The organism is Allobosea sp. 05T433 (genome assembly GCF_056396065.1).
The window spans coordinates 24,914-47,940 of sequence record NZ_JBFTKS010000002.1; the positions used below are offsets into that span (position 1 = coordinate 24,914).

At 66.7% G+C, this 23,027-nt stretch carries 21 protein-coding genes; 2 read left to right on the forward strand and 19 right to left on the reverse strand.

Annotated features, from left to right (window positions below; all coding sequences use genetic code 11):
* Window positions 1–146: 146 nt before the first annotated feature.
* The 4 genes from AC1DGP_RS02265 to AC1DGP_RS02280 form a co-directional block, all read right to left on the reverse strand.
* Window positions 147–1,094, reverse strand: coding sequence for a sugar-binding transcriptional regulator (locus tag AC1DGP_RS02265; protein WP_441507932.1), 948 nt, complete (start codon window positions 1,092–1,094; stop codon window positions 147–149).
* 6 nt (window positions 1,095–1,100) lie between these two features.
* Window positions 1,101–1,775: an HAD family hydrolase gene (locus AC1DGP_RS02270; protein WP_441507933.1), complete on the reverse strand. Its 675-nt coding sequence runs from the start codon at window positions 1,773–1,775 to the stop codon at window positions 1,101–1,103.
* A gap of 76 nt (window positions 1,776–1,851) precedes the next feature.
* Complete coding sequence (gene xylB, locus AC1DGP_RS02275) at window positions 1,852–3,312, reverse strand: xylulokinase (RefSeq protein ID WP_441507934.1); 1,461 nt, start codon at window positions 3,310–3,312, stop codon at window positions 1,852–1,854.
* 209 nt (window positions 3,313–3,521) lie between these two features.
* A complete protein-coding gene (locus tag AC1DGP_RS02280; RefSeq protein WP_441488384.1) occupies window positions 3,522–4,562 on the reverse strand; it encodes a zinc-dependent alcohol dehydrogenase in 1,041 nt (346 codons plus the stop codon).
* A gap of 216 nt (window positions 4,563–4,778) precedes the next feature.
* Between AC1DGP_RS02280 and AC1DGP_RS02285 the strand changes: the two genes are divergently transcribed.
* Window positions 4,779–5,726: a sugar-binding transcriptional regulator gene (locus AC1DGP_RS02285; RefSeq protein ID WP_441488385.1), complete on the forward strand. Its 948-nt coding sequence runs from the start codon at window positions 4,779–4,781 to the stop codon at window positions 5,724–5,726.
* Window positions 5,727–5,746: 20 nt separating this feature from the next.
* Here AC1DGP_RS02285 and AC1DGP_RS02290 read toward each other — a convergent pair whose 3' ends face one another.
* Window positions 5,747–5,983, reverse strand: coding sequence for a DUF1127 domain-containing protein (locus AC1DGP_RS02290; RefSeq protein WP_441488386.1), 237 nt, complete (start codon window positions 5,981–5,983; stop codon window positions 5,747–5,749).
* A gap of 127 nt (window positions 5,984–6,110) precedes the next feature.
* Here AC1DGP_RS02290 and AC1DGP_RS02295 point away from each other — a divergent pair, with 127 nt between their 5' ends.
* A complete protein-coding gene (locus tag AC1DGP_RS02295) occupies window positions 6,111–7,625 on the forward strand; it encodes a winged helix-turn-helix domain-containing tetratricopeptide repeat protein (RefSeq protein WP_441507935.1) in 1,515 nt (504 codons plus the stop codon).
* 28 nt (window positions 7,626–7,653) lie between these two features.
* Here AC1DGP_RS02295 and AC1DGP_RS02300 read toward each other — a convergent pair whose 3' ends face one another.
* The 14 genes from AC1DGP_RS02300 to AC1DGP_RS02365 all read right to left on the reverse strand — a co-directional run bounded on the left by AC1DGP_RS02300 (window position 7,654) and on the right by AC1DGP_RS02365 (window position 23,015).
* Window positions 7,654–8,043, reverse strand: a complete 390-nt coding sequence (locus tag AC1DGP_RS02300) for a GFA family protein (protein ID WP_441488388.1) — start codon at window positions 8,041–8,043, stop codon at window positions 7,654–7,656.
* 74 nt (window positions 8,044–8,117) lie between these two features.
* Window positions 8,118–8,909, reverse strand: coding sequence for an inositol monophosphatase family protein (locus AC1DGP_RS02305; RefSeq protein ID WP_441488389.1), 792 nt, complete (start codon window positions 8,907–8,909; stop codon window positions 8,118–8,120).
* Window positions 8,902–9,747, reverse strand: a complete 846-nt coding sequence (locus AC1DGP_RS02310; RefSeq protein ID WP_441488390.1) for a phosphodiesterase — start codon at window positions 9,745–9,747, stop codon at window positions 8,902–8,904. The genes AC1DGP_RS02305 and AC1DGP_RS02310 overlap by 8 nt, the downstream gene beginning before the upstream one ends.
* Before the next feature lie 92 nt (window positions 9,748–9,839).
* Window positions 9,840–11,111 carry an ABC transporter substrate-binding protein gene (locus tag AC1DGP_RS02315; RefSeq protein WP_441488391.1) on the reverse strand — a complete coding sequence of 424 codons (1,272 nt, stop codon included), beginning with the start codon at window positions 11,109–11,111 and terminating at the stop codon, window positions 9,840–9,842.
* 108 nt (window positions 11,112–11,219) lie between these two features.
* Window positions 11,220–11,984, reverse strand: a complete 765-nt coding sequence (locus tag AC1DGP_RS02320) for a carbohydrate ABC transporter permease (protein WP_441488829.1) — start codon at window positions 11,982–11,984, stop codon at window positions 11,220–11,222.
* 110 nt (window positions 11,985–12,094) lie between these two features.
* Window positions 12,095–13,018, reverse strand: coding sequence for a carbohydrate ABC transporter permease (locus tag AC1DGP_RS02325; protein ID WP_441507937.1), 924 nt, complete (start codon window positions 13,016–13,018; stop codon window positions 12,095–12,097).
* Between the two features lie 2 nt (window positions 13,019–13,020).
* Complete coding sequence (locus AC1DGP_RS02330) at window positions 13,021–14,202, reverse strand: ABC transporter ATP-binding protein (protein WP_441507938.1); 1,182 nt, start codon at window positions 14,200–14,202, stop codon at window positions 13,021–13,023.
* A gap of 75 nt (window positions 14,203–14,277) precedes the next feature.
* Complete coding sequence (locus AC1DGP_RS02335) at window positions 14,278–15,099, reverse strand: metallophosphoesterase family protein (protein WP_441488394.1); 822 nt, start codon at window positions 15,097–15,099, stop codon at window positions 14,278–14,280.
* Between the two features lie 507 nt (window positions 15,100–15,606).
* Window positions 15,607–16,743: a M24 family metallopeptidase gene (locus AC1DGP_RS02340; RefSeq protein WP_441507939.1), complete on the reverse strand. Its 1,137-nt coding sequence runs from the start codon at window positions 16,741–16,743 to the stop codon at window positions 15,607–15,609.
* Window positions 16,740–17,960, reverse strand: a complete 1,221-nt coding sequence (locus AC1DGP_RS02345; protein WP_441488396.1) for a M20 family metallopeptidase — start codon at window positions 17,958–17,960, stop codon at window positions 16,740–16,742. Before AC1DGP_RS02345 ends, AC1DGP_RS02340 begins: the two co-directional genes overlap by 4 nt.
* Window positions 17,961–17,977: 17 nt before the next feature.
* A complete protein-coding gene (locus AC1DGP_RS02350; RefSeq protein WP_441488397.1) occupies window positions 17,978–19,600 on the reverse strand; it encodes a dipeptide ABC transporter ATP-binding protein in 1,623 nt (540 codons plus the stop codon).
* Window positions 19,601–19,604: 4 nt separating this feature from the next.
* A complete protein-coding gene (locus AC1DGP_RS02355) occupies window positions 19,605–20,429 on the reverse strand; it encodes an ABC transporter permease (RefSeq protein ID WP_476831710.1) in 825 nt (274 codons plus the stop codon).
* Window positions 20,422–21,369: an ABC transporter permease gene (locus AC1DGP_RS02360; RefSeq protein ID WP_441488399.1), complete on the reverse strand. Its 948-nt coding sequence runs from the start codon at window positions 21,367–21,369 to the stop codon at window positions 20,422–20,424. Before AC1DGP_RS02360 ends, AC1DGP_RS02355 begins: the two co-directional genes overlap by 8 nt.
* Window positions 21,370–21,458: 89 nt before the next feature.
* Window positions 21,459–23,015: an ABC transporter substrate-binding protein gene (locus AC1DGP_RS02365; protein ID WP_441488400.1), complete on the reverse strand. Its 1,557-nt coding sequence runs from the start codon at window positions 23,013–23,015 to the stop codon at window positions 21,459–21,461.
* Between the last annotated feature and the right edge of the window lie 12 nt (window positions 23,016–23,027).

A 23,027-nucleotide genomic window follows, 5' to 3' on the forward strand; every position in this document is an offset into this window, starting at 1 on the left:
TGATTGAAGCATATGCTCGCACACTCCGCTTCTATGTCAACCATCGATGACAAAGCGATGACGGCCGCCGGCAATCGGGGGGCACGGGCCGGACATCAGGACGAAGCGGGAGTGACGCGATGGACGCAGGGAGCTGCTGGCCGGCCTCAGAGCGCCAGCAGGGCGCGCGCCGTATCCTCGTCCGTGACGAGGCCATTGATGAGACGACCGCTGAGCGCGGCACGCAGAGGAGCGACCTTGGCGGTACCCTGTCCGATGCAGATCCGCAGCCGGTCGCTGCCGGGCTCCGGCGGCACGGAGGTGACCCGCAGATTGGTACCGCGGTCGAGCAGCCTGCCCTCACCGTCGAAGACCCAGCCGGTAACCTCGCCGACCGCGCCGTGGCGCACCATTTCGAGCAATTCGCTGCGCGTCATGAAACCGTCCCGATAGAGCACGGCGTCCTCGCCGATCTGGCTGATGCCCATTAGCCAGAGATCGGCCTCGCCGGCGATCGCGCGGATACGCCGGATCGCCTCGATCTCGATCAGCTGCGCCCGCTCCTCGGGGCTCGAGACATAGAGCGGCAGCGGCATCGGGAAATGCTGGGCCTTGGTGATCTCGGCGAGCTTGACCAGCGTGTCGAACGGGCTGGCGGAGCCATCCGGCGAGATCGTGCCGACCAGCGAGACGAGCCGGTGCAGCGGGCAGGACATCGGCGACACCCGCTCGATGCTGGCGCGCATCGAACGCCCGGTACCGAGCGCCATGACCAGCGATTTGCGCGAGCGCAGCCAGCGCTCGATCAGCACCCCGCCGAGCGAGGCGACGCCGGCCGCAGCCGTCTCGGCCGAGCCGTCGGAGGGCGCGATCTCGCAGTGCTGCAGCTCGAAACGATCGCGCAGCCGTGCCGCAAGCTCCATGCAGGCGCCGATCGGATGGTTCATCTGGAAGCTGATCAGCCCCTCGCTGCGGCTGAGCGAAACCAGCCGCTGCGCGGCGGGGCGCGAAATGTTCAGGATCCCGGCGATGTCGTCCTGGGTGCGGCCGGCAATGTAGTAGAGCCAGCCGGCGCGGGCGGCATCGTCGAGGCGCGCGCTGTCATTATCGGCCATGACGCCTCAGCCCGCCGTTGCAGGCAGCGCGAGCTCGCGCCAGGCGCCGAGCAACCTGTCGGCGCCGGCCTCGACCAGCGCGCGCCGCTGGTCCAGCACCGCAAAATGACTGCCTGCGGTCAGGCCATAGGCGGTCATTCCCGCCGCCTTGGCGGCAAGCACGCCGCTGACGCTGTCCTCGATGACGAGGCAACGCTCGGGCGCTACGCCGCGCTCGCGCGCCGCAAGCAGGAAGAGGTCGGGCGCGGGCTTGCCGCGCTGGACGCGCGTCGTGCTGAAGATCCGCCCCTCGAACAGATTCCAGAGCTCCACCTTGCGCAGGCAATGCTCGATGCGCTCCTCGTCGCTGGAGGACGCGACGCAATAGTCGACATCGAAGGCCTCGACCGCCTCGCGCACGCCGGCAACGGGTTGCAGCGCCGCGCTGAAGGCGGAGAAGAGCCGCGCCCGCCAGTCCTGCCTGAAACTCTCCGGAGCCGGCCGGCCGGTCATGCGCTCATAATCCTCGACGACTGCGCTGGCGGGGCGCCCGAGATAGCGCCGCATCACCGCTTCCAGATCATAATCCGGGTCCAGTGGCGAGAGAATATCGACCAGGGTGCGGCAGCTGATCGTCTCGCTGTCGACGAGCACGCCGTCGCAGTCGAGGATGATGAGGTCGAAGCGTGGAAGCGGAGCCATGAGACAGCAACAATCTTGAACGGATGCTCCGATCAAGAGCATCCGCTCGCATTCCTGTCAAATCCTGCAACCGCGCCTACTGCAGCGCGCGACTGAATTCAGCGGCGCTCTGCCAATCGTCGTAGCGCTCCCGATAGGCCGCAACGAGATCCCGCTGCGGATTGAAAATCTCGGGGCTGCCCAGGGGTTGGGTACAGATTTCGCCGGAGTTCTCGCCGGTGCAGGCCAAGCGGGCGAGCCGCGCCGCCCCGAAGGCGGCGCCGGTCTCGGTCTGAGGATAGCGATGCAATCTCATGTCCAGGACGCTGGCGAGGATGGAGAGCCACAGGCCCGAACGCGCGCCGCCGCCAATGACCACGGCTTCCATGATCGGCCCGCCCGCGCTTTCCAGCGCCGCCTTGCCGTCCCTGAATGCGAAGGCGACGCCCTCCAGCACCGCCTGCGTCATGGCATTGCGGCCGGTTTCGTGACCGAGACGGGCGAAGCCGCCGCGCATCTGCGGGTCGTTATGGGGCGTGCGCTCGCCGGAGAGATAGGGCGTGAACAACACCGGCGATGGCGCCGTGACGGTCTCGCCGAGCGCCGCCAGCAACTCGGCCTCTGTATGCCCCGTCACGTTCGCCCACCAGTTCAGGCTCGCGGCGGCGGAGAGATGGACCGACATCTGGTGCCAGAGGCCGGGCAAGGCATGGCAGAAGGCATGAACGGCCCTGTCAGCCCGCGGCTCGAAACCGGCGGTGGTACGCCAGAGCACACCGGATGTGCCGAGCGACAGGAAACTCGCCCCGGCGGCGACGGCGCCCAAGCCAACCGCGCCGGCCGCATTATCGCCTGCCCCTCCGGCAAAGAGCGGCGGTGAATCAAAGCCGAGTTCGCGGGCGAGATCCGCGCGCATCCGTCCGGCGGGCTGCGAGCCCTCGACGAGGGCTGGCATCTGGCTGCGATCGAGCCCGGTCGCAGCAAGCATCCTCTGCGACCAGTCGCGGGAACCGACATCGAGCCAGAGCGTGCCTGATGCGTCCGACATCTCCTCGATCGCTTCCCCCGTCAGCACAAGGTGCAGATAGGCCTTCGGCAGCAGGACTTTTCGGATGCGCCGGAAGAGAGCGGGCTCATGCCGGCGGACCCAGAGCAGCTTTGGCGCGGTGAAGCCCGGCATCGCGATGTTGCCGGTGATGGCGCGCGAGGCCGGCTCGGCCGCCTCGAGCGCGGCGCATTCCGCGCTGGCGCGGCCATCATTCCAGAGGATGCAGGGACGCAGCGGCCGGTCGGCCTCGTCCAGGAGTACGGCGCCATGCATCTGCCCTGACAGGCCAATGCCCCTGCAGAGACGAAAGGCGGAGGGCGCAGCGTCCCTCAGGTCGTGCAAGGCGCCCAAGGCGGCGGCGACCCAATCGCCCGGCTCCTGCTCCGACCAGAGCGGCTGCGGACGATGCACGGTGAGCGCGCGCGCCGTATCGGCGACGACGCGTTGTTGCCCGTCGACCAGGATGGCCTTGAGCGACGAGGTGCCGAGATCGATGCCGATGAAGCTCACGTCAGGCGCCACCTCGCCAGTGTCGGACGCCCGTCATGTTTCCACGAGCGCTTCGGTCATCGGACCGGATATCGTGTCCGGTCTGATGATCTAAGCTTATGTGTTTGCATCGGCTTTCCCGAAAACCGCGATCCACTTTTCGGGCCGATGCTCTTATGTGCTTGCATCGGCTCTTCCGAAAACCGCAATCCACTTTTCGGGCCGATGCCTTAGCGCGCGTCATCAGCGGGCCCTCGCGGGTAGATCAGGCTCTTCACCATGCCGGGCTCGTTGGCGGCGTGGCGACGAAAGGCGTCGGGCCCGTCGGCAAGCGAGAAGCGGTGGCTGACGACCGCATCGACATCGACCTTGCCCTGCGCGACGAGTTCGATCGCCCGGGGATAGACATGGCCCATGCGCCGCGAGAACTTGATGGTGAGGCCGCGCCGGCGGGCTTCGGCGGCGGGAACGACATAGCTGTCGCCATCGGGAATACCGACGAGCACGACCCGCCCGCCGATGCGCGCGGCGCGAATGGCATCGCGAAAGCCTTCCGGTGCATTGGTGGCCTCGACCACCAGCGGCATGCCCTCGCCCTTCGTCCAGTCCGCGATCTCGGCCACGCTGGCGCCGGCCTTGCTCGCGCCGAGCTTGAGCGCCAGCGCGCGCCGATGCTGCTGCGGATCGCAGGCCAGAATCTCGCCGACGCCGACGGCCCGGAGCACCTGCAGGATCAGGAGCCCGATCGGGCCGCAACCAATCAGCGCGACGCGTTCGAGCAGGCGGGGCTTGGCGAGGTCGACCGCGTGGATCGCGACGCCGAGCGGCTCCAGCATCACGGCATCGCTCGGCGTGAAGCGTTCCGGCACGGGAACGATCTGCGATTTCGGCACCCAGATCCGCTCGGTCATCGCGCCATCATGCGGGGGCGCACCGATGAACACGACCTCGGGGCAGAGATTGGGGTGGCCGTCACGGCAATGCTGGCACTGGCCGCAGGCCTGATTCGGATCGACCGCGACCAGTGCGCCCCGCGCCAGGCCAAGCTCCGGCAGGTCCTCGGTCAGCCAGCCGCTGAACTCGTGGCCCGGCACGAAAGGGGTGGCAATCACGGCCGAACCGATGCCGCCATCCTTGTAATAGTGCAGATCGCTGCCACAGAGGCCGACGGCCGCGACATCCAGCAGGGTTTCACTGGCAGCCCCCTCGCGCAGGTTGAACGGCGCGAAGCGCGCGTCACCCGCGGCGTGAAGAAAGATGGCGTGGGACATTCTGCAACGCACTCCGGCTTCGCTGGGTCTTCTACAAATGTATTTGTGTATTTACATTAGTGAAGGTCAAGGCAAATCCGCAGCGGCAGGCCGCATCGCTGTGCGTTGTCGCAGCAAACGAAAGCGATGTAAGCCCGGTGCAGGAACGCAATCTCGACCGATTCCGCCGCGAAGGGCTGGCGGTCTCGACGCCGCTCTCGCCCTTGGGATGACGCGATGCCGGAGGATCCGCAAACCCAGGTCAGGGCCGCCTGGCTCTATTACATGGAAGGCCTGACCCAGGCGGATATCGCCGACCGGCTGAAAATGACGCGGCTGCGGGTCAACCGCCTGCTGAACGAGGCGCGCAGCAGCGGGCTCGTGAATATCACGATCAATTCGCGGCTGGAGAGCTGCGTCAGGCTGGAACAGGCGCTGGTCGAGGCGTTCGGCCTCAAGGACGCGATCGTCGTGCCGACGCCGAGCGACCCGGCACAGATCTCCGCGCAGATCGGCAAGGCGGCCGGCGAGCTGGTCTCGCAGATCATCGACGAGCATCCCTCGGGCGTCTTCGGCGTCGGCTGGGGCGGGACGCTGCGCGAGACGATCCGGCATGTGCGGGCCGGCCAGTATCGCGACCTGACCGTGACCTCGATGATGGGCGGGCTGACCTATGGCATCGAAATCAACACGTTCGAGATCGCCAGCCATTTCGCCAGGCTCTGGCAGGCGGAGTGCCATTATCTGGCGGCACCGATCTATGCCGGCACGCCGCAATCGCGCGACACCATCCTGGCGCAGGACGTGTTCGAGGCCGCCTTCGCCCGCATCCGCGCGACCGATGTCGCGATCCTCAGCGCCGGTGATCTGAGCGAGCGCTCGCTTTTGGTGCGCTACGGGCTACCCGGCGATGTCGGCCCCAGGGAATTGGCGGAGCATGGTGCGGTCGGCGACATGCTCGGGCAGTTCATCGACGCTGAGGGCAACGCGATCGACCACCCGATCAACCGCCGCGCCATCGCCCTGCCCCTGGACGGCCTGCGCCGCATCCCGACCGTGATCCTGGCATCCGGCGGCACGAACAAGGCCGCGGTGATCGCAGCCGCACTCCGCGCCAGGCTGGCGTCCGTGGTGATCACCGATGAAGACGCCGCCGCGGCGGTGCTGGCGCTGCATCGTGGCTGACGCGTGAGCGCGCGAGGCGCTCATCGCCGCCAGAAGGGCTTGGCGATCTCGGCCTCGACCTGCCATGTCGTCAGGCCGATATCCCTGATCAGACGCGGATTCTCCTGCAGGTTCCGCGCGAGCTGCCAGCGGAAGCGCAGCCGCCAGCGCCAGGTCGTGAGAATGCTGCGCAGGCTCGCCAGACTGGACTGCAAACGCGACATGCCCGGCGGCGCGGCCCGGTGCGGGACTGAGGCAAGGGTACAAGATCCGTCCATGACAACCTCCATCCGGTTTGAGGGGTCGGGAGCCCTCGGCCTGAATGAGGTTGAAGACTGCGGGAGACGAGCAGCGTCGTACTTAAGCCAGCCCAAATAGTTCCAAAAACTTCCAAACGGGCTATAAATGCGCCGCATGCAGGGATCGCGCTTTGCCTTTGGTCCGTTCGTGCTTGATTCAGGTGCGGGAACGCTGCTTCGCAACGATGTCCCCGTTGCCCTTGGCCAGCGCGGGCTGAAACTGCTTGCGGCGCTCGTCGAGCGGCCCGGCGAAATCCTGGAGAAGGCCGCGCTGATGGATGCGGCCTGGCCGGGTACGGCCGTCGAGGAAGGCAATCTCACCGTCCAGATCGCGCAGTTGCGGAAGCTGCTGGGCCCGGGCGCCGATAGCGGCGAATGGATCGTGACCGTTCCGCGCGTCGGTTACCGCTTCACGGGGGCGATCGAACAGCTTGACGGCGCGAGGCGCGCCCCTTTGGCGCTGCCCGGGAAACCCTCGATCGCCGTTCTGCCCTTCGTCAATCTCAGCACCGATCCCGAGCAGGAATCCTTCGCCGATGGCTTGACCGAAGACCTGATCACCGACCTGTCCCGCAATGCCGGCCTGTTCGTCATCGCCCGCAACTCGGCCTTTGCCTATAAGGGCAAGGCGATGGATGTGCGCGCGATCGCAAGCGATCTTGGCGTGCGCTACCTGCTGGAGGGCAGCGCCAGACGCGCCGCGGGCCGCGTGCGCATCAACGCACAGCTGGTCGACGCGGTGAGCAGCGAACATCTCTGGGCGGAGCGCTTCGATCGCAGCCTGGAGGATATCTTTGCCGTCCAGGACGAGGTCACCGGCAAGATCGTCGAGGCCCTGCTCGGCCGGCTCAGCGCCCCGCCGCCGCGCAACCGGCCCAAAAACCTCGAGGCCTATGACCTCTGCGTGCGGGCGCGCAAGCTGATCGATGAATCCCCGCAGACGGCGCGGGAAGCGCATCTGATGCTGACGCGCGCGGTTTCGCTCGATCCGGACTACGCCGAGGCCTATCGCTGGCTGGCCATGAACCACTGGATGGGCTGGGTGCATTGGGGCGAGCCGATGGAACCCGCCCGCAGCACCGGCCTGGCCCTGGCGCGCAAGGCGGTGGCGATCGACCCCAATGATGCCGGCTGCCGCTGGGTCCTGGCCTATCTGCTGGCCTATGACCGCAGCTTCGCCGAGGCGGATGCGGAATTCGCCCGGGCGATCGAACTCGACCCGAACGAGGCCGATATCTTTGCGACATTATCCGACATCGCGGTCCTCGCCGGGCGGACCGAGGACGGCCTCGCGCATATCGGCAAGGCGTTCCGGTTGAACCCGTATCCGGCGGGCTGGTACTATCTGACGCTCGGCCAGGCGCAATATGCAGCGGGCGACTACGAAGCCGCCGTCGAGACGCTGCGCAAGGACGAGACCTATCGCACGAGCTCACGCCGCTTCCTGGCGGCAAGCCTGGCCCAGCTCGGCCGGCTCGACGAGGCCGGCTCCGAGGCCGCGCTGTTCCTCGTCGGCAATCCGCATTTCACGACCAGGCACTGGGCCGCGACGGAGCCCTTCCGCGACGCCCGGACGCTCGCGCATTTCGTTGATGGCTTCCGCAAGGCCGGTCTGCCCTGACGTCGCTGGCGTGCACCGTTCCTGCGCCCTATTCCTCACGCCCCGGGGCGTCGCGATCGCGCTCGTAGCGTCTCGCAAGCGGAAAGGGCGGCAACCAGGATTCGCGCCGGATGATCCAGCTTTCATAGGTCGGCATCAGCTGGTCCGGGGCATCGAGCGAGCCCAGATTGACTTCGATTTCATCGCCGCTGCGTCCGAACAGGGGCGAACCGCAACGGGGGCAGAAGAAGCGCCCGCGATAGTCGCGGGTTTCGCCCTCGACCGTCACCGCATCCTCAGGAAACACCGCGGACGCATGGAACAGGGCGCCATGATATTTGCGGCAGTCGAGACAATGGCAGAGGCCGACGCGGTAGGGGCGGCCCGAGGCCACGATCCGGACATTGCCGCACCGACAGCCGCCCGTGAAACGGTCCATGCTGCGTCTCCTCGCGAGGTCAAGCCGCCGGAATGGTTACAGCGATCCCTGGGAAGCGTCCATGCGAGTGGGGCTCAGGCGCCCCTGATCGCCTCCAGGAGCTCCTCATGGATCAACCCGTTCGAGACGACCTTCTCCAGGTCCTCGTCGCGTGAATCCTGTCCGCCGACCGTCGTGACCTTGCCGCCGGCCGCGCGCACCAGCGGCATGGCGGCGGCGTGCGAGACGATGTCGGCCTTCAGCCCGATGAAGGCATCGAGCCGGCCTGCCGCCACCAGCGACATTTCAAGCCCGCCGGAGACGATGACGCGCACGCCGCGGCAGAGGCCCGACAGCCGCCGGATGACGGCGCAGGTCCGCTCCGTATCCTCAATCGAATAATGCGAGGTCAGGCAGATCGAGACGACCGCGTCGGCAAGGCTCTTGGTCCGGGAGACGGCGGCAGGCTCTCCATTGATGCTCGCGACGGAACCTTCGGCATAGCGCGCGACCAGCCCGGCGAGCGGGGCATGGGTCAGGCCGAGCACGGTGCGGCCCTCTTCCTGATAGGCGAGCGTCACCGAGAACCAGGGCAGGCCGCCGGCATAGTTCACCGTGCCGTCGAGCGGGTCGATGATCCAGCAGGGCGCGTCGGACGCGCCGGAGAAGCCGGCCTCCTCGGAGAGGATCGCCGCCTCCGGCGTCAACCGGCGCAGGCCCGCGATGACGAGACGCTCCGAGGCGAGATCGGCGGCGGTGACGACATCGCGCAATTCCTTGCGCGTCACGGAAAGCTGCTCGCCCTGCATCGCGACCAAGAGATCGGCGGCCTCGCGCGCCAGCGCGCCGGCCTGTTCGAGAAGGGAAATCAGGCGCTGGTCAGACATGGGCTGCCACCGCCTGCTGCTTGCCGGGATAGGCGGGGTCGAGCACGAAGGGCCGGCGCGGGCCGAAATCGCCGATCGGCTGGAGATGGCTGACCAGGCCGGTCTCCGGTTTCCAGACATGGATCGCGAGCGCGGGCGGCTCCATGACGAACCAGTTCTCCGTGCCCGGGCACAGGTCGAGCGCGACCTGATGGGCGGTGCCCGGCGCGACAAAGCCGATCGTGCCGGCGAAACGAAGCTGGATCGGGCGATGGTAATGGCCGCAAAGCACCCGCTCGATCTCGGGATGACGGGCGATCAGCGCGACAAAACCCGGCGAGACCCGGCAGGGCATGATGTCCATGCCGTCGACGCCGACCGCGAAGGGCGGGTGATGCATGAAGATCAGCGTCGGGCGGCCGCGCCCCTCGGCAAGGCGCTCAGCGAGCCAGGCCTCGCGCTCGGCACAGATCTCGCCGCCATCCTCGCCGGGAATGACCGTATCGAGCCCGATCAGCCGGACCGGGAAGTCCTCGATTACGTAGTGCAGGAAGCCGCTCTTCGGCAGGTAAGAACCGCCCTCCCCGAGCACGGAAGCGAAGACCTCGCGCCGGTCATGGTTGCCGGGCACGGCATAGACCGGCATCGGCAGCCGCGCGAGCTCGGCGCGGACGATCTCGTATTCCTCCGGCAGCCCGCAATCGCAGAGATCGCCGGTGACGAGCACGCAATCCGGCCGGGGCTCCAGCGCCAGCACCGCGTCGATCGCCCGTCGCGTCGCAGCATTGGTGTCGACGATGCCATAGGCCGGCTGGCCATGCGGGCGCACATGGAAGTCGCTGAGCTGGGCGATGATCATGAGGGCTCCGTAGGGCCAGGCAAGGATGATCGAAAGGATTTGCCGCCCGGCTGGCGCCGGGCGGCGTGGAGCGAAGCGTCAGGCGCGCCTGTTCACTTCATCAGCGCTTCGGTCTCGGAGACGATGCGCTCGATGCCGGCCTTGGGCTGGATGTCGCCGCGCATCACGCCGGAGATCACCTCGCGCTGTTGGCGCCAGATGCGGACCGAGTTGCCGCCGGGATAGCCTTCCCAGGGAGCAGCGCGCTGGACCTGGCCGTTGATCGTCCGGAAATTGGCGTTGTCCTTGTAGAACGGACCGAGATACGCGTCCCCGCCGGCGCGCAGGTTGGTCGGCATGTAGCCGGCGGTCTCGACGACGATCTTCTGGGCCTCGGGGCCGGTCACGAACTTGATGAATTCCCAGGCCGCCTTCTGCTTGGCTGAATCCTTCGCCGTGATCAGCGCGGCGTTGCCGCCGGTCGGCAGCTTGCCCTTGGCCTTGTCATCGACCGGGAAGAGCGCGGTCTTCAGGGTGAAGCGGTCGCCGATCAGGTCGGTGACCTGGCGCAGCCGTGCCGGCGTGTCGAAGAAGATGCCGATCTTGCCGGCGATGAACTGCTGGCGCGACTGGTCCCAGTCGATCACCGGCATGCCGCCTTCCGTGACGAGACTGCGCAGCAGGCCCAGCGTCTTCTCGCCCACCTCGCCGCCGAAGGCGACTTTCTTGCCGTCGGGCGACAGCATGGAATGGCCGCCCTGCAGGATCACGCCGCGCCAGAGCCAGTCGTCGGGCCAGTCATGGATATTGTAGGCGAGACCGGCGGTGTCGCCGCTACGGATCTTTTTGGCGAGCGCAACCACCTCGGCCCAGGTGTCGGGCAGTTTGTCGGGGTCGCCGCCCGCCTTCTTCACCAGCTCGGCATTGACATACATCAGCGGTGTCGAGGCGTTGAAAGCAAGGCCAGCCTGCTTGCCGCCGACCTGGCCGAGCGCGAGCAGCGCGTCGGAGTAATTCGCCTTGCGCCAGTCTTCCGGCTCCCCCTTCAGCAGCGGGCCGAGATCGACGACCTGCTTGCGCTTGTCGAGCGTCTCGACCAGTTCGCTCAAGAGATGGAAGCCGGAATAATAGACATCCGGCAGCTGGTTGGTGACGGACTGACGCAGCATCGCCTGATGCCCCTCGTCATAGCTCGCCGCCGGGGCGCGGAAATTGATCTTGATCTTGGGGTGCGCCTTCATGAATTCCGCGGCTATCGGCTCGTGGAACTTGGCGAAGGCCGGGAAGGCATAGAGCACGTCGAGCGTGACATCCTGGGCGCGGACGGCCGTGGATGCGACGAGGGCGAGCGCTGCCGCAGCAAGCGCCTTGCCAAAGGGTTTCATGTTTGATCTCCGTGACATGGACAGCGAAGCTGCCGGGTTGAATCGATGCGTCAGGCCTGAGCGTCTTGCGGTTGGAGCTTGGCAGTGCCGGTCCTTGTCGGAGCCTGCCTACTTCACCCCGGTCATCGTGATGCCGTCGATAAACCTCCGTCTGGCGATGAGGAAAGCGAGGACGAGCGGCGCGGTCAGGATCGTCGCCGCGGCAGTGAGCGCGCCGTAATTCGAGCCGGTCTCGGCATCGGCGAAGAACATCATCCCGAGCGGCGGCGGGGCGAGCTTGGCATCGGAAATGACGATCAGCGGCCAGTACAGGTCGTTCCAGTGCGCCACCGCCGAGAAGACCGAGAAGGCGGCGATGGCCGGCCAGGCGCTTGGCGTCACGATGCGCCAGACGATCTCGAACTCGCTCATGCCGTCGAGCCTTGCCGCGTTGATGATGTCGTCCGGGAAGCTGCGGAAGAACTGGCGGAACAGGAAGATGGCGAAGACCGAGAGGAAGAACGGCACCATCATCGAGAAATAGGTGTTGAGCAGGCCGAGCTGGGCGAGCGCGATATAGAGCGGCATGGCCGGCACCTGCACGGGGATGCAGAGCCCGAGCAGCACCAGGACGAAGAGCGCGTTGCGGCCGGGAAAGTTCAGCTTCGCCAGGGCATAGGCGCAGGGAATGGCCACCAGCAGTTGCACGACGAGGATGCCGGCGCAGAGGATGACGCCGTTCAGCGCGAAGCGGAGCAGCGGCGCCTTCTCCATCGCGAAACCGTAATTCTGCAGGCCGTAGAACTGCTTTGGCCAGAGCGAGATCTCGGCGCTGAAGATCTCGGCCGGCGGCTTGATCGAGGTCACCAGCATCCAGATGAAGGGCGCCAGCATGAAGATGGCGCCCGCGATCAGCACGCCATGGACCAGGGCGAGCGAAAGGAAACGGCGCAGCACCGAATGCACGGGCGTGACGGCGGCGGGGGCAAGCGCAGGAGCGGCCATCAGTAATGCACCTTCTTGTCCAGCGCGAAGGTCTGCACGGCCGAGAAGACGAGGATGAAGGCGAGGAAGATGAAGGTCAGCGCCGCGGCATAGCCGGTGTGGAAATACTGAAAGCCTTCGAGATAGATGTTGTAGAGCAGCACCTCGGTGGAGCCGACCGGGCCACCGCGCGTCATCACCGCCACCGTGTCAAAAATCTTGAAGGCGGTGATCATCGTGGTGACGAGCACGAACATCGTTGTCGGCCCGAGCAGCGGCCAGGTGATGGTAAGGAAGCGGTCGATGCCGCTGGAGCAGCCATCGATATCGGCCGCCTCGTAGAGATCGCGCGGGATCGCGGTCAGCCCGGCGAGGAACAGGATCATGTTGAAGCCGAGCAGCTGCCAGATGCCGATCACGGCCAGCGTCGCCAGCGCCGTCGATGGCTCGCTCAGGAAGGCGACCGGCGCAAAGCCGAGCCATTTCAGGAGACCATTGACCGGGCCGAGCGAGGGGTGGAGCAGGAACTGCCAGACGGTCGCCATCGCGATCAGCGTCGAGGTCACCGGCAGGAAATAGATCACCTCGTAGAAGGACCGGCTGCGGCGGCGCCGATGCACCATGACCGCGATCAGCAGCGCGCCGAAGACGCCGCCCGGCACGACGATCGCGACATAGAGCAAGGTGTTGACGACAGAGCGCCGGATGATCGGATCGGCCAGCGCCTTCTGGAAATTGGCGAGGCCGACCCAGTCCATGTCGACGCCGCCGAACTCGTAATTCGTCAGGCTGAGCAGCATCAGCACCGCAAGCGGCAGCAGGATCGTCAGCAGCAGCAGGATGAAGGCCGGCAGCGCGAAGCCGAGCCCGGTCAGCCGCTCGATCAAGGCCCGCCGGCGGGCGACTGGCGCGAAAGCGGCGGGCGATGAGAGGGCAAGCGTCATGCTCAGGCCCTCAGCGGCACGACGGAGGCGCCGCCCTGCCCGCGCGGCTCGAGCCTGTCGCCGTCGGCATCGAAGATATGGCTCGCCGCTTCATCGAAGCCGAGCGTGACCTCGGCCGCCTCGTTGACGCCGGCGGCGACCGCGGGGCTCGCGCGCATGGTGACGCCCGGTGCATCGCGCCCGGCGAGATCGAAATGCAGGATATATTCGGAGCCGAGATTCTCCTTGCGCCTGAGCCGCGCCGAGAACCAGGCGCGGCCTGCGCCGGCCGGCTCGCCATGGATAAGCGTCAGCGCCTCCGCGCGGATGCCGAGGGTGACCGCCTGCCCCGCCGCCGGCGCCACCGCAAGCGCCATTGGCCGGCCAAACAATTCGAGGCGGCCTGCAGTGCCGACCGTCGCGGGCAGGAGGTTGATCGCCGGGCTGCCGATGAACTGCGCGACCTTGAGCGAGGCCGGTTTCTCATAGAGCTGCGAAGGCGTGCCGAGCTGCAGAATCTCGCCTGAATCCATCATCGCGACGCGGTCCGACATCGTCATCGCCTCGACCTGGTCATGCGTGACATAGATGAAGGTCGCGCCCAGGCGCTTGTGCAGCTCCGCCAGCTCGGTGCGCATATGGACGCGCAGCTTGGCGTCGAGATTGGACAGAGGCTCGTCCATCAGGAAGACATCGGGGCTGCGCACCATGGCGCGCCCGAGCGCAACGCGCTGGCGCTGGCCGCCCGAGAGCTGGGCCGGCTTGCGGTCGAGCAGATGGCCGAGCTGGAGCTGGGTCGCGACCGCGTCGACATCCGTCATGATGCCGGCCATGGCCTTGCGCCGCTGGCCCGAGAGCAGGCGGAGCAGCGGCAGGCGCTGCCAGAGTTTCAGCCGCGCCATCATCAGCGGCAGCGCGATATTCGCCCGCACGCTCATATGCGGATAGAGCGCATAGGACTGGAACACCATCGCGACGCGCCGCTCATGCGGGCGCAGATGATCCACGCTGGCCCCGCCAATGGCGACGCTGCCGGAATCCTGCTGTTCCAGCCCGGCGATGATCCGGATCAGGGTCGATTTTCCGCAGCCGGAGGGGCCGACCAGCGTCAGGAATTCGCCATCGGCAATGTCGAGTTCGACCCCGCCGAGCACCTGTGTCGGCCCAAACGCCTTGGCGATGGAAGACAGTGCGACTGTGGCCATGTCGTTCGCCTCTTGAACTGTGAGGGATGGCGGGGCGGTGTCGAACGCGGCCGCGAGGCGCGGCCGACGGCGTCGTCAGGCGGCGCGCGGCGGGTAGACCTCGTGGATCACATCGTCGATCCAGAGCGTTGTCAGCGCGGGAATCTCATGGATCGCGGCGGTGAAATCCCGACCGTCGAAGCTATAAGTGACGGCGCCGAGCGTGCTTGAACCGGCCATGCCGGGCTGCAATTCGGGGCCGACGACGAAGCCCGAGGACGGCCCCCAGATGTAGCGCGTGCCATCGATCATGAAATCATGGGCCCGGTGCAGATGGCCGCTGGCGACGAAGGCGACGTCATGCCTCCGCACGAGATCGAGCAGATGGGCCCGGGGCCTCGGCGGCACGCTCCAATAGCCCTTGTCGCCTTCATCCGGCGTCTCGACGAAGAGCGGCCGGTGCAGGAACCAGCCGAGACGGCGCCCCTCGGCCTCGGCGATCTCGCGCTCGAGCCAGGCGAGCTGGCGCTCCTCATCCGCCTCGTCGCTGCCGAACAGCATGGAATTCAGGCCGATCAGCCTGAAGCCCTCGATATCGCGGCTCCAGAAATCCGCGCCGAGATGGCTGCGCCAGCGCGCGAGACGCTCTGCATTGACCGGCTGATGCGGATGCCAGGCCTCGCCGACATCATGATTGCCGGGAATGCTCAGCACCGGCAAGCCGAGCCCGTCCAGCAATTCGCGGCAATGGCGCATATCCTCGTCGACATCGGCGCCATCGACCGTGACATCCCCGGTATGAATGACGAGGTCCGGCCCCTGCCCCGCCAGCCAGGCTCTCAGCGGCTCCCAGTTGCAGGCAAAATGCGGCTTGCCCGGGCTGAGATGGGTGTCGGAAATCTGCACGAGCCGCTGCATGGTCCCCTCCCAAAGGGCGCTCCCGGTAGGAAGCGGCCTGCCGCCGTCAGATGCAGGGCAGTGCTTTTGCAGTGGATCATACAAATGAATGTTTTATGACACAAATGTATTTTGCGAGATGACGTGGCTTGCCGCGCGGGCGTTGTGCACCGGGCTGGAGGCGCTCGGTCACCGCAGGTTCGGCCGGCTGAGGGGGGGATCAGAGGGTGGCGCCGACCACGCGCCCCTCAGCGGCGCCTGCGCCGGACCGAACGCCCAGCCTTGATCTCTAGCCTACGGAACCGCACGCCTCGCCCACGCCAGAGATCGCCCACGCGGCGCGGGGACGAGCCGCCTTGCCCTCTCCGTTCGCAGGCGTTCGACTTTGCAGCCACACCCGTCCGTATTGCGTCAAGTTCCAACATTCGGCGCCTGTTGCTGAGCGGACATTCGCCGCAACATTGGAGCCAAGGGCACCTTACCAAATCGCAATCCGGACCCAGACCGAAACCGATGAAGGACGAAGCTTCAATGCACGGTGCTTGAGAGCAGCTTGCGGGGCAGCGAGCTCATTCTCCTGCAGCCATCGGTTTCGACTACGATGGTTTCGCTGAATCCCAGGCCGCCGGCCGTCACATACATGTGAAAGACCATGCCCTCTTCGAGTCTCCAGCGCGCGTTCGGCAGGAACACGCGAGAGAAGTCGCTGGGCCGCGGGGTGCGGGCGTAGAGGCCGAGCGTGTAGCCGGTGACGTTATCGTAGGCAGGACGCAAACCCTCACGAAGCACGGCTTCACGCAGCACGGCATCGATCTCGCAGGCCAGGGCGCCCGGACGCATGGCTGCGAACTGCTCGTCCTGGAGCGCGACCAGACGCTCGGCGAGCAGTGAAAGTCCACGCTCGTCCCCGCCGATAAGCACCGGACGCATCAGTCGGGCGCCGTAATTGCGCAGTTTCGGGATCAGTTCGACATGGAGGATGTCGCTCTCGCCGAGCGGCTGCGCCGTCATCACGCCGTGCAGGAATTCGTGGTCGCCAATGCCGGGCAGGATCGGGCCGGTTTCGCCTGTATCGGCGCCGTTCTCGAGAAAGCAGGCAGCGGCGACGGCTGAGGCTGCCCTTGGCGAAAGCCCGGGCCGCGCCCTTTCCGCGATTGACCTCATCGCCTTGTCGGCGATGCTGGCGGCCTGGCCGATCTGGTTGATCTCGGCCGGCGACTTCACGGCCCGGAGCAGGTCGCTCGCCTGCGGCAGGTCGACAAAGCGAGCCTGCGGCAGAAGCGCCGCGAACCGGTCGCGCGTCGCGGCCGTAAAGCCATAGGAGAGATGATCGGCGCCGATCCGCGCGTTGCCGAGGCCCCGTCGACGGATTTCATCGGCCATCACGGCGTGGGGCTCAGCCGTATCGGGAAACCCGACGATATCGGCAAACCAACAGGCGGCGCGGCAGGGCCCGGCGTCGAGCTCCCGCAGGACGAACCACGGCTCGCCCTCGAGCGGCAGGAAAGCCGCGCGATACATTGTCTCCGAGACCGTGAAGCCTGTCAGCCATGCCAGGCATTCGGCATGGTCGACCAGCAGAAGCTCCGCGCCGACTTCCGCCATCGCGGCGCGGGCACGCGCCACCCGCCCCGCAAATTCCTCGCGCGAGAAGAGCGGGCTCACGCCACCTCGCAGATATCCAGGATGGTCAGCATGTAGATGCGGACCATGTCGAGGAAGTCGCGGATCTCGACGCGCTCGTCGGGCATGGTGTTGTAGCGCCCGCCGGGCCCGCAGACGATGCCTTCCATACCGGCTTCGGCATAGAGATGGCCGGCATCGGTGCCGAAGAAGCCCGGCGGCTTGATCGCGCCGGTCGGCTGCTTTTCGCCGCGCACCGCCTCATAGGCCGCATTGACCGTCTTGACGATGCGCGCGTCCCTGGCGACCTCGAAGGCCGGCATCGACTGGTGGCCTTCCTTCTTCTCGATGCGGATCGTGGTCTTCAGGCCGGGGAAGCGGGCCTCCAGCGCGGCGAGCTCGCGCTGCATGTCGGCGAGCGCGCCTTCTTGCGTCTGGCCGGGCGCATAGCGGCCGGAACCCTTGAGCTTGCAATAGTCGGCGACCTGCGGCGCGCGCCACTCGTGCAGTTCCTTGCCGAGCGCGCCATGGACGACGCCGACATGGACGCGGTTGATCGATTCATGCTCGGCGGTCAGAGCGCCGGAGAAGGTCATGCCGTTCAGCCGCGGGATCAGGTCGCAGGCCGCCATGACCGCGTCGACCGCCTGCTCGCGCTTCGAGAGATGGCGCGTGTTGCCGACGAGTTCGATGACGAAGGAGAAGGCGCAGGCGTGCATGGTCACGGCCTGCACGTCGGTCGGCTCGCTGTTGACGAAATAGTCGGCGCGGATGCCGCTGCGGATCGCAGCGACGGTGCCGACCCCGCCCTGAAGCTCGCCGACGACATAAGTCAGGACGACGTCGCCCTTCAGCTTCACGCCGGCATCGAGCAGCGTCTTCACCGCGCAATAGGAGGCCGCGTCGCCCGCCTTCATGTTGGATACGCCGATGCCGTAGATGAACTCGTCGTCGACGAGCCCGCCCCAGGGATCGACCGTCCAGCCCTCGGTTGCCGGGTTGGTGTCGAGATGGCCGTTGAACATCAGGCTCTTGCCGCCGCCTGTCCCCTTCCAGCGCCCGATGGCATTGGCGCGGCGGCCCTCATCGAAGGCCTGCGCCTCCGCCTCGATGCCCATCGCCTTCATCTGGTCGACGACATGATGGACGAGCGCCCGCTCGCCGTCGGTCTCGGAATAGCTCTTGTGCCTCGCCCAGTCTGAGAGGAGCGCGAGGCAGGCCTTCTCATCGAGGGAATGGATCAGGTCGCGGGGATTCATCGTCAGGGCCTCGAATGTCAGGCTGCCGCCGCGGCCGGAGCCGGCACGGCGTCGAGCAGGGAGCGGGTATAGGGGTGGAGGGTTCCGTCGGTCAGCGCGGTGACATCGACGAGGTCGACGAGGTCGCCGCGATACATCACCGCGACCCGGTGAGCGATCTGCCGCACCAGGTTGAGATCGTGGGTGATGAAGAGATAGGCCGTGCCGAAGCGCTTCTGCAGGTCGACCAGGAGCTCGACCACCGAGGCCTGCACGGAGACATCGAGCGCCGAGGTGATCTCGTCGCAGATCACGAGTTTTGGCTTCGAGGCGAAGGCGCGCGCGATCGCGACGCGCTGCTTCTCGCCGCCGGAAAGCTGATGCGGATAACGGTCCGCGAAAGCGGCCGGCAGCCTGACCTGCTCCAGCAGTTCGCCGATAGCAGCCGCATCCTTGCGCGCGCCCGGCTCGCCATAGAGTTCGAGCGGCCGCGACAGGATCTCGCGAATGCGCTGGCGCGGATTGAGCGAGGAATCCGGATGCTGGAAGATGATCTGGACGTCGCGGCGATAGGCGCGGTCCATGTCGTGGAGCCCCGCGATCCGGCGCCCGGCGAAGCGGATCTCGCCCTCGAAGCGGTTGAGGCCGGTCATCGCCCTGGCGAGCGTCGACTTGCCCGAACCGGACTCGCCGACGATGCCGAGGATCTCGCCCGGCATCACCGAGAGGCTGACCTCGCGATTGCCGGTGAACTGAGTGTTGGCGCGCCCGAGCAGCCGGCCGAGAAAGGGTTTGCGGCCGTAATGGACGCTGACCTTCTCGACCTCGACCAGCGGCGTGCCGGCGGCAGGCTTCGCCGTCTCGACGAGGCGGTGGTCGGGCCGGGGCACGGCGGCGAGCAGCTTTTGCGTATAGGCGTCGCGCGGGCGGGCGAAGACTTCGCCGACCGCGCCCTGCTCGACGATCTTGCCGCGATGGATCACCGCGACCTTGGTCGCGATCTGCGAGACGAGCGCGAGATCATGCGAGATATAGAGCGAGGCGACGCCGGTCTCAGCCTGCAGTTCCTTGAACAGGTCGAGGATCTGGCGGGCCGTGATCACGTCGAGCGCCGTCGTCGGTTCGTCGAAGATGATGCATTCCGGCTGGCAGGCGAAGGCGGTCGCGATGACGACGCGCTGCTTCTCGCCACCCGAGGCCTCGTGCGGATAGCGTCGCATCATCTGGCCGGGCACCTTCAGGCCGACATGGGCGAGACGCTCCTCGCCCTCGGCCCAGGCCTGCCTGGGCGTCAGGCCGCGATGGCGCACCAGCACCTCGGCCAGTTGCGTACCAAGCGAGAGCGTCGGGTTAAGCGAGGTGCTCGGATCCTGGAAGACCATGCCGATGCGCTTGCCGCGGATCGCCTCGATCTCGTCTTCCGAGACCTTCAGCAGATCCTGCCCGGTCAGCCGGATGGCACCGGCCTCGCGCGCGCTCTTCGGCAGGTGGCGCATGATCGCCCAGGCGAGCGAGGTCTTGCCCGAGCCGGATTCGCCGACGAGGCCGAGCACCTCGCCCCGGGCGATGGAGAGCGTCACGTCGTCGAGCGCGCGGGTAAAGCCCGCAGGCGTCGCGTAGTCGAGGCCGTAGCCGGCAATGTCGAGGATCGGGGTCGCCATCACCTCAGCTCCTCGGGTTCAGCGCGTCGCGCAAGCCATCGCCGAGCAGGTTGAAACCGATCGCGACCAGCGCGACGGCAAGGCTCGGCCACAGGATCATCCAGGGGCTCAGATGCATGAAGCGGCGGGCCTCCGCGACCATCAGCCCCCATTCCGAGGCCGGTGGCTGGGCGCCGAGCCCAAGGAAGGAGAGCGTCGCAAACAGCATCACCGCGAAGGCGACGCGGATCGTCATCTCGACGACGATCGGGGCGACGACATTCGGCAGCATCTCGCGCCCGACGATATAGGCGGCGMTCTCGCCGCGCGCGATGGCGGCGTTGACATAGTCCTGCTTGCGCACGGCGAGCGCGACCGAGCGTGTCACCCGCGCCATGCCGGGCGCGAAGGCGAGCGCGATGGCGAGAAGTGCGTTCATGCTGCTCTTGCCGAGCAGGTTCACGATCAGCAGCGCCAGCAGCAGGCTCGGGATCGACATGATGGCATCGACAGTGCGCATGATCGCCTCGTCGCTGCGCCCGCCGAGAAAGGCCGAGACCGTGCCGACCACGGCGCCGACCAGCGTGCCGAGCGCAGTTGCGATCACCGCCATGACGACCGTGGCGCGTGCCCCATGCAGCAGGCGGCTCAGGATATCGCGGCCATACTGGTCGGTTCCGAGCCAGAACTGCGCGCTCGGCGGCTTGTAGCGCATCAGCGGCGCCATCTTCTCGGGGTCGTAGGGCGCAAACCACGGCCCGACGATAACGGCGAGCAGGATCAGGCCGACGATGATCAGGCCGAGCGCACCTTGCGGCGAACGCAGCATCCGCTTGAGGATCTCAATCATACTGGATCCTCCGGTCGAGCCAGGCATAGGCGATGTCGGCGAGGAAATTGGCGACGGCGTAGGTCGTCGCAAGGATCAGCGCGCCGGCCTGGATGGATGGCAGGTCGCGCGCCTGGATCGCGACGATGAGCTGGCGCCCGATGCCCGGCAGCGCAAAAATCTCCTCGACGACGATGACGCCGCCGAGCAGATAGCCGACATCGAGCGCGACGATGGTGATGGTCGGCAGCAGCGCATTGCGCAGCGCGTGCTTGAACAGCACTTGCCGCTTCGACAGGCCCTTGAGGCGCGCTGCGCGGATATAGTCGGAATGCAGCACATCGACCAGTTCGGAGCGCACCATGCGCGAGACATGGGCGATCAGGATCAGCGAGACGGTCAGCACCGGCAGGACGAGATGCCTGAGGCCGCGCAGCGGATCCTCGGTCAGCGGCACATAGCCCGTCGCCGGCAGCCATTGCAGCCAATCCGCCAGCACCAGCACGACGAGCGTGGCGGTGACGAATTCCGGAAGCGAAACACCGACATAGGAGAGAAAGCTCACCCCCAGATCGGCGGCCCGGCCGCGTCGCACCGCCGCGATAATGCCGAGCGGGATCGCCAGCACCAGCATCAGCACGATCGAGAACAGCGCCAGCAGCAGCGAGCGCCCGAGCGCCTCGAGCATTGCGGGCGCAACCGGCTGGCCGGTGCGCATCGAGAGGCCGAAATCGCCGTGCAGGACGCCTGCGAGCCAGTGCAGGTACTGCAGCCAGATCGGGTCGTTCAGCCCCATCTTGACGCGCAGCGCCGCGAGCGCATCCGGCGTCGCGTTCTCACCCAGCATCATGACCGCAGCATCCGCCGGCAGGATCTGGGTGATCGCGAAGACGATCAGCGACACGACCAGCAGCGTGTAGCCTATCAGCAGGATCCTTTTGAGGATATAGGCGGGCGACACGCGCTTATGCCTCGCTTTTCGCTTGGAGCCGGATCCGATCAGATTGAATCAATCTGATCGGTGAAGCCGTCTCTCGCTTTGGAACGGGCTCAGCCGCGCTTCGGCGCGTTGGCGCCGAGCGAGACGAAATCCAGCCGGAAGACGGCGCCGCGCGGATGCAGCTGGTAGCCCTGTACCCAATCGCGCTGTCCGCCGAGCAGGTCGAAGAAAGCGGGAATGATCGAGGGCACCTCGTCATACATCAGCTTCTGCGCCTGCGCGTAGAGCGCGCGGCGCTTGGTCTCGTCGACCGTGGCGCGCGCCTCGAAGATCAGCTTGTCGAAGGCGGTATTGTTCCAGCGCGTCTCGTTCCAGGCAGCGTTCGAGGTGTAGAGCAGCGAGAAGATGGCGTCGGCCGTCGCCTGCATGTTGTAGAAGCCGACATAGAACGAGCCCTTCTTCCAGACCTGGTCGAGATAGGTCGCGTGCGGCATAGTCTCGACCTTGATGTCGAAACCGGCGGGCTTGGCCATCTCGCGCAGGGCCACGGCCAGCTGCGTGCGTTGGCCCGGACGATCCGAGGCGATCAGCGTCGCTTCCAGCCCCTTGGGATAGCCGGCCTCCGCCAGCAGCGCCTTGGCCTTGGCGATGTCGGCCTTCTTCGCCGGCAGCTCGGCGAAGAAGCGATAGGCCGGGCTGAGCGGGGTATCGTTGCCGGGCGAGCCAAAGCCCTCGGTGACGAAATCGACCATCGCGGCGCGATCGACGGTGAGCGCCAGCGCCTGGCGCACGCGCACATCGTTAAAGGGTTTTTGGTCGCAGCCGAAATTGACGTTGCAGAACTGGCCCGACGGCACGCGCAGCGCCTTGACGCCCGAGGCCTTCTGCAGCCGGCCGAACTCGGTCGGCGGCGTGGTGCTGATCAGATCGGTATCGCCGGCGATCAGCGCCGAGGCTTCGGCACTGACATCGGGGAAGACCACGACCTCGACCTTGTCGAGATAGGGCCGTGCCTTGTCGTAATAGGCCTCGTTGCGGGCGACCACGATCTGCCGCTCCGGCTCGAAGGAGACGAGCTTGAACGGGCCGGTGCCGATCGCCTGGCGGTCAAGCTTCTCCAGCCCGCCCTTGATGACGGCAGCCGGCACGATCTTGGCGTTGGTATAGGCTAGCGTCACCGGCAGATCGGCGAAGGGCGCCGACAGGGTGAAGACGACGGTCGCGTCGTCCTTGGCCGCGACCTTGGCGATCGGCCCGACATTCTGGCGTGCTGGCGAGGCAGTCTTGGCGTCGAGAATGGCCTCGAAGGTCGCGACCACATCGGAGGCCGTGCAAGCCGAGCCGTCATGGAAGGTCAGGCCCTTGCGGAGCGCGAAGCTCCATTCGGTCAAATCGGCGGAATTCGTCCAGGATTCAGCGAGATCGGGCTCGGCGCTCATGTCAGGATTCAGGCGCGTCAGGCCGGAATAGAGCAGTTCGGCAACGAGATATTCCGGGTTCACCCGGGTGACGAGCGGGTTGAGCTTGGAGACGGCCTGATCGACGCTGACGCGCAAGGTGCCGCCGCGCCGGGGCGCATTCTGGGCGAAGGCCGGCAGACCGGTCAGGCTAAGCCCGCCGAAGGCGGCGGAGGCGGCGAGGAAATCACGACGGTGGATGCTCGGCATGGAACGCTCCTT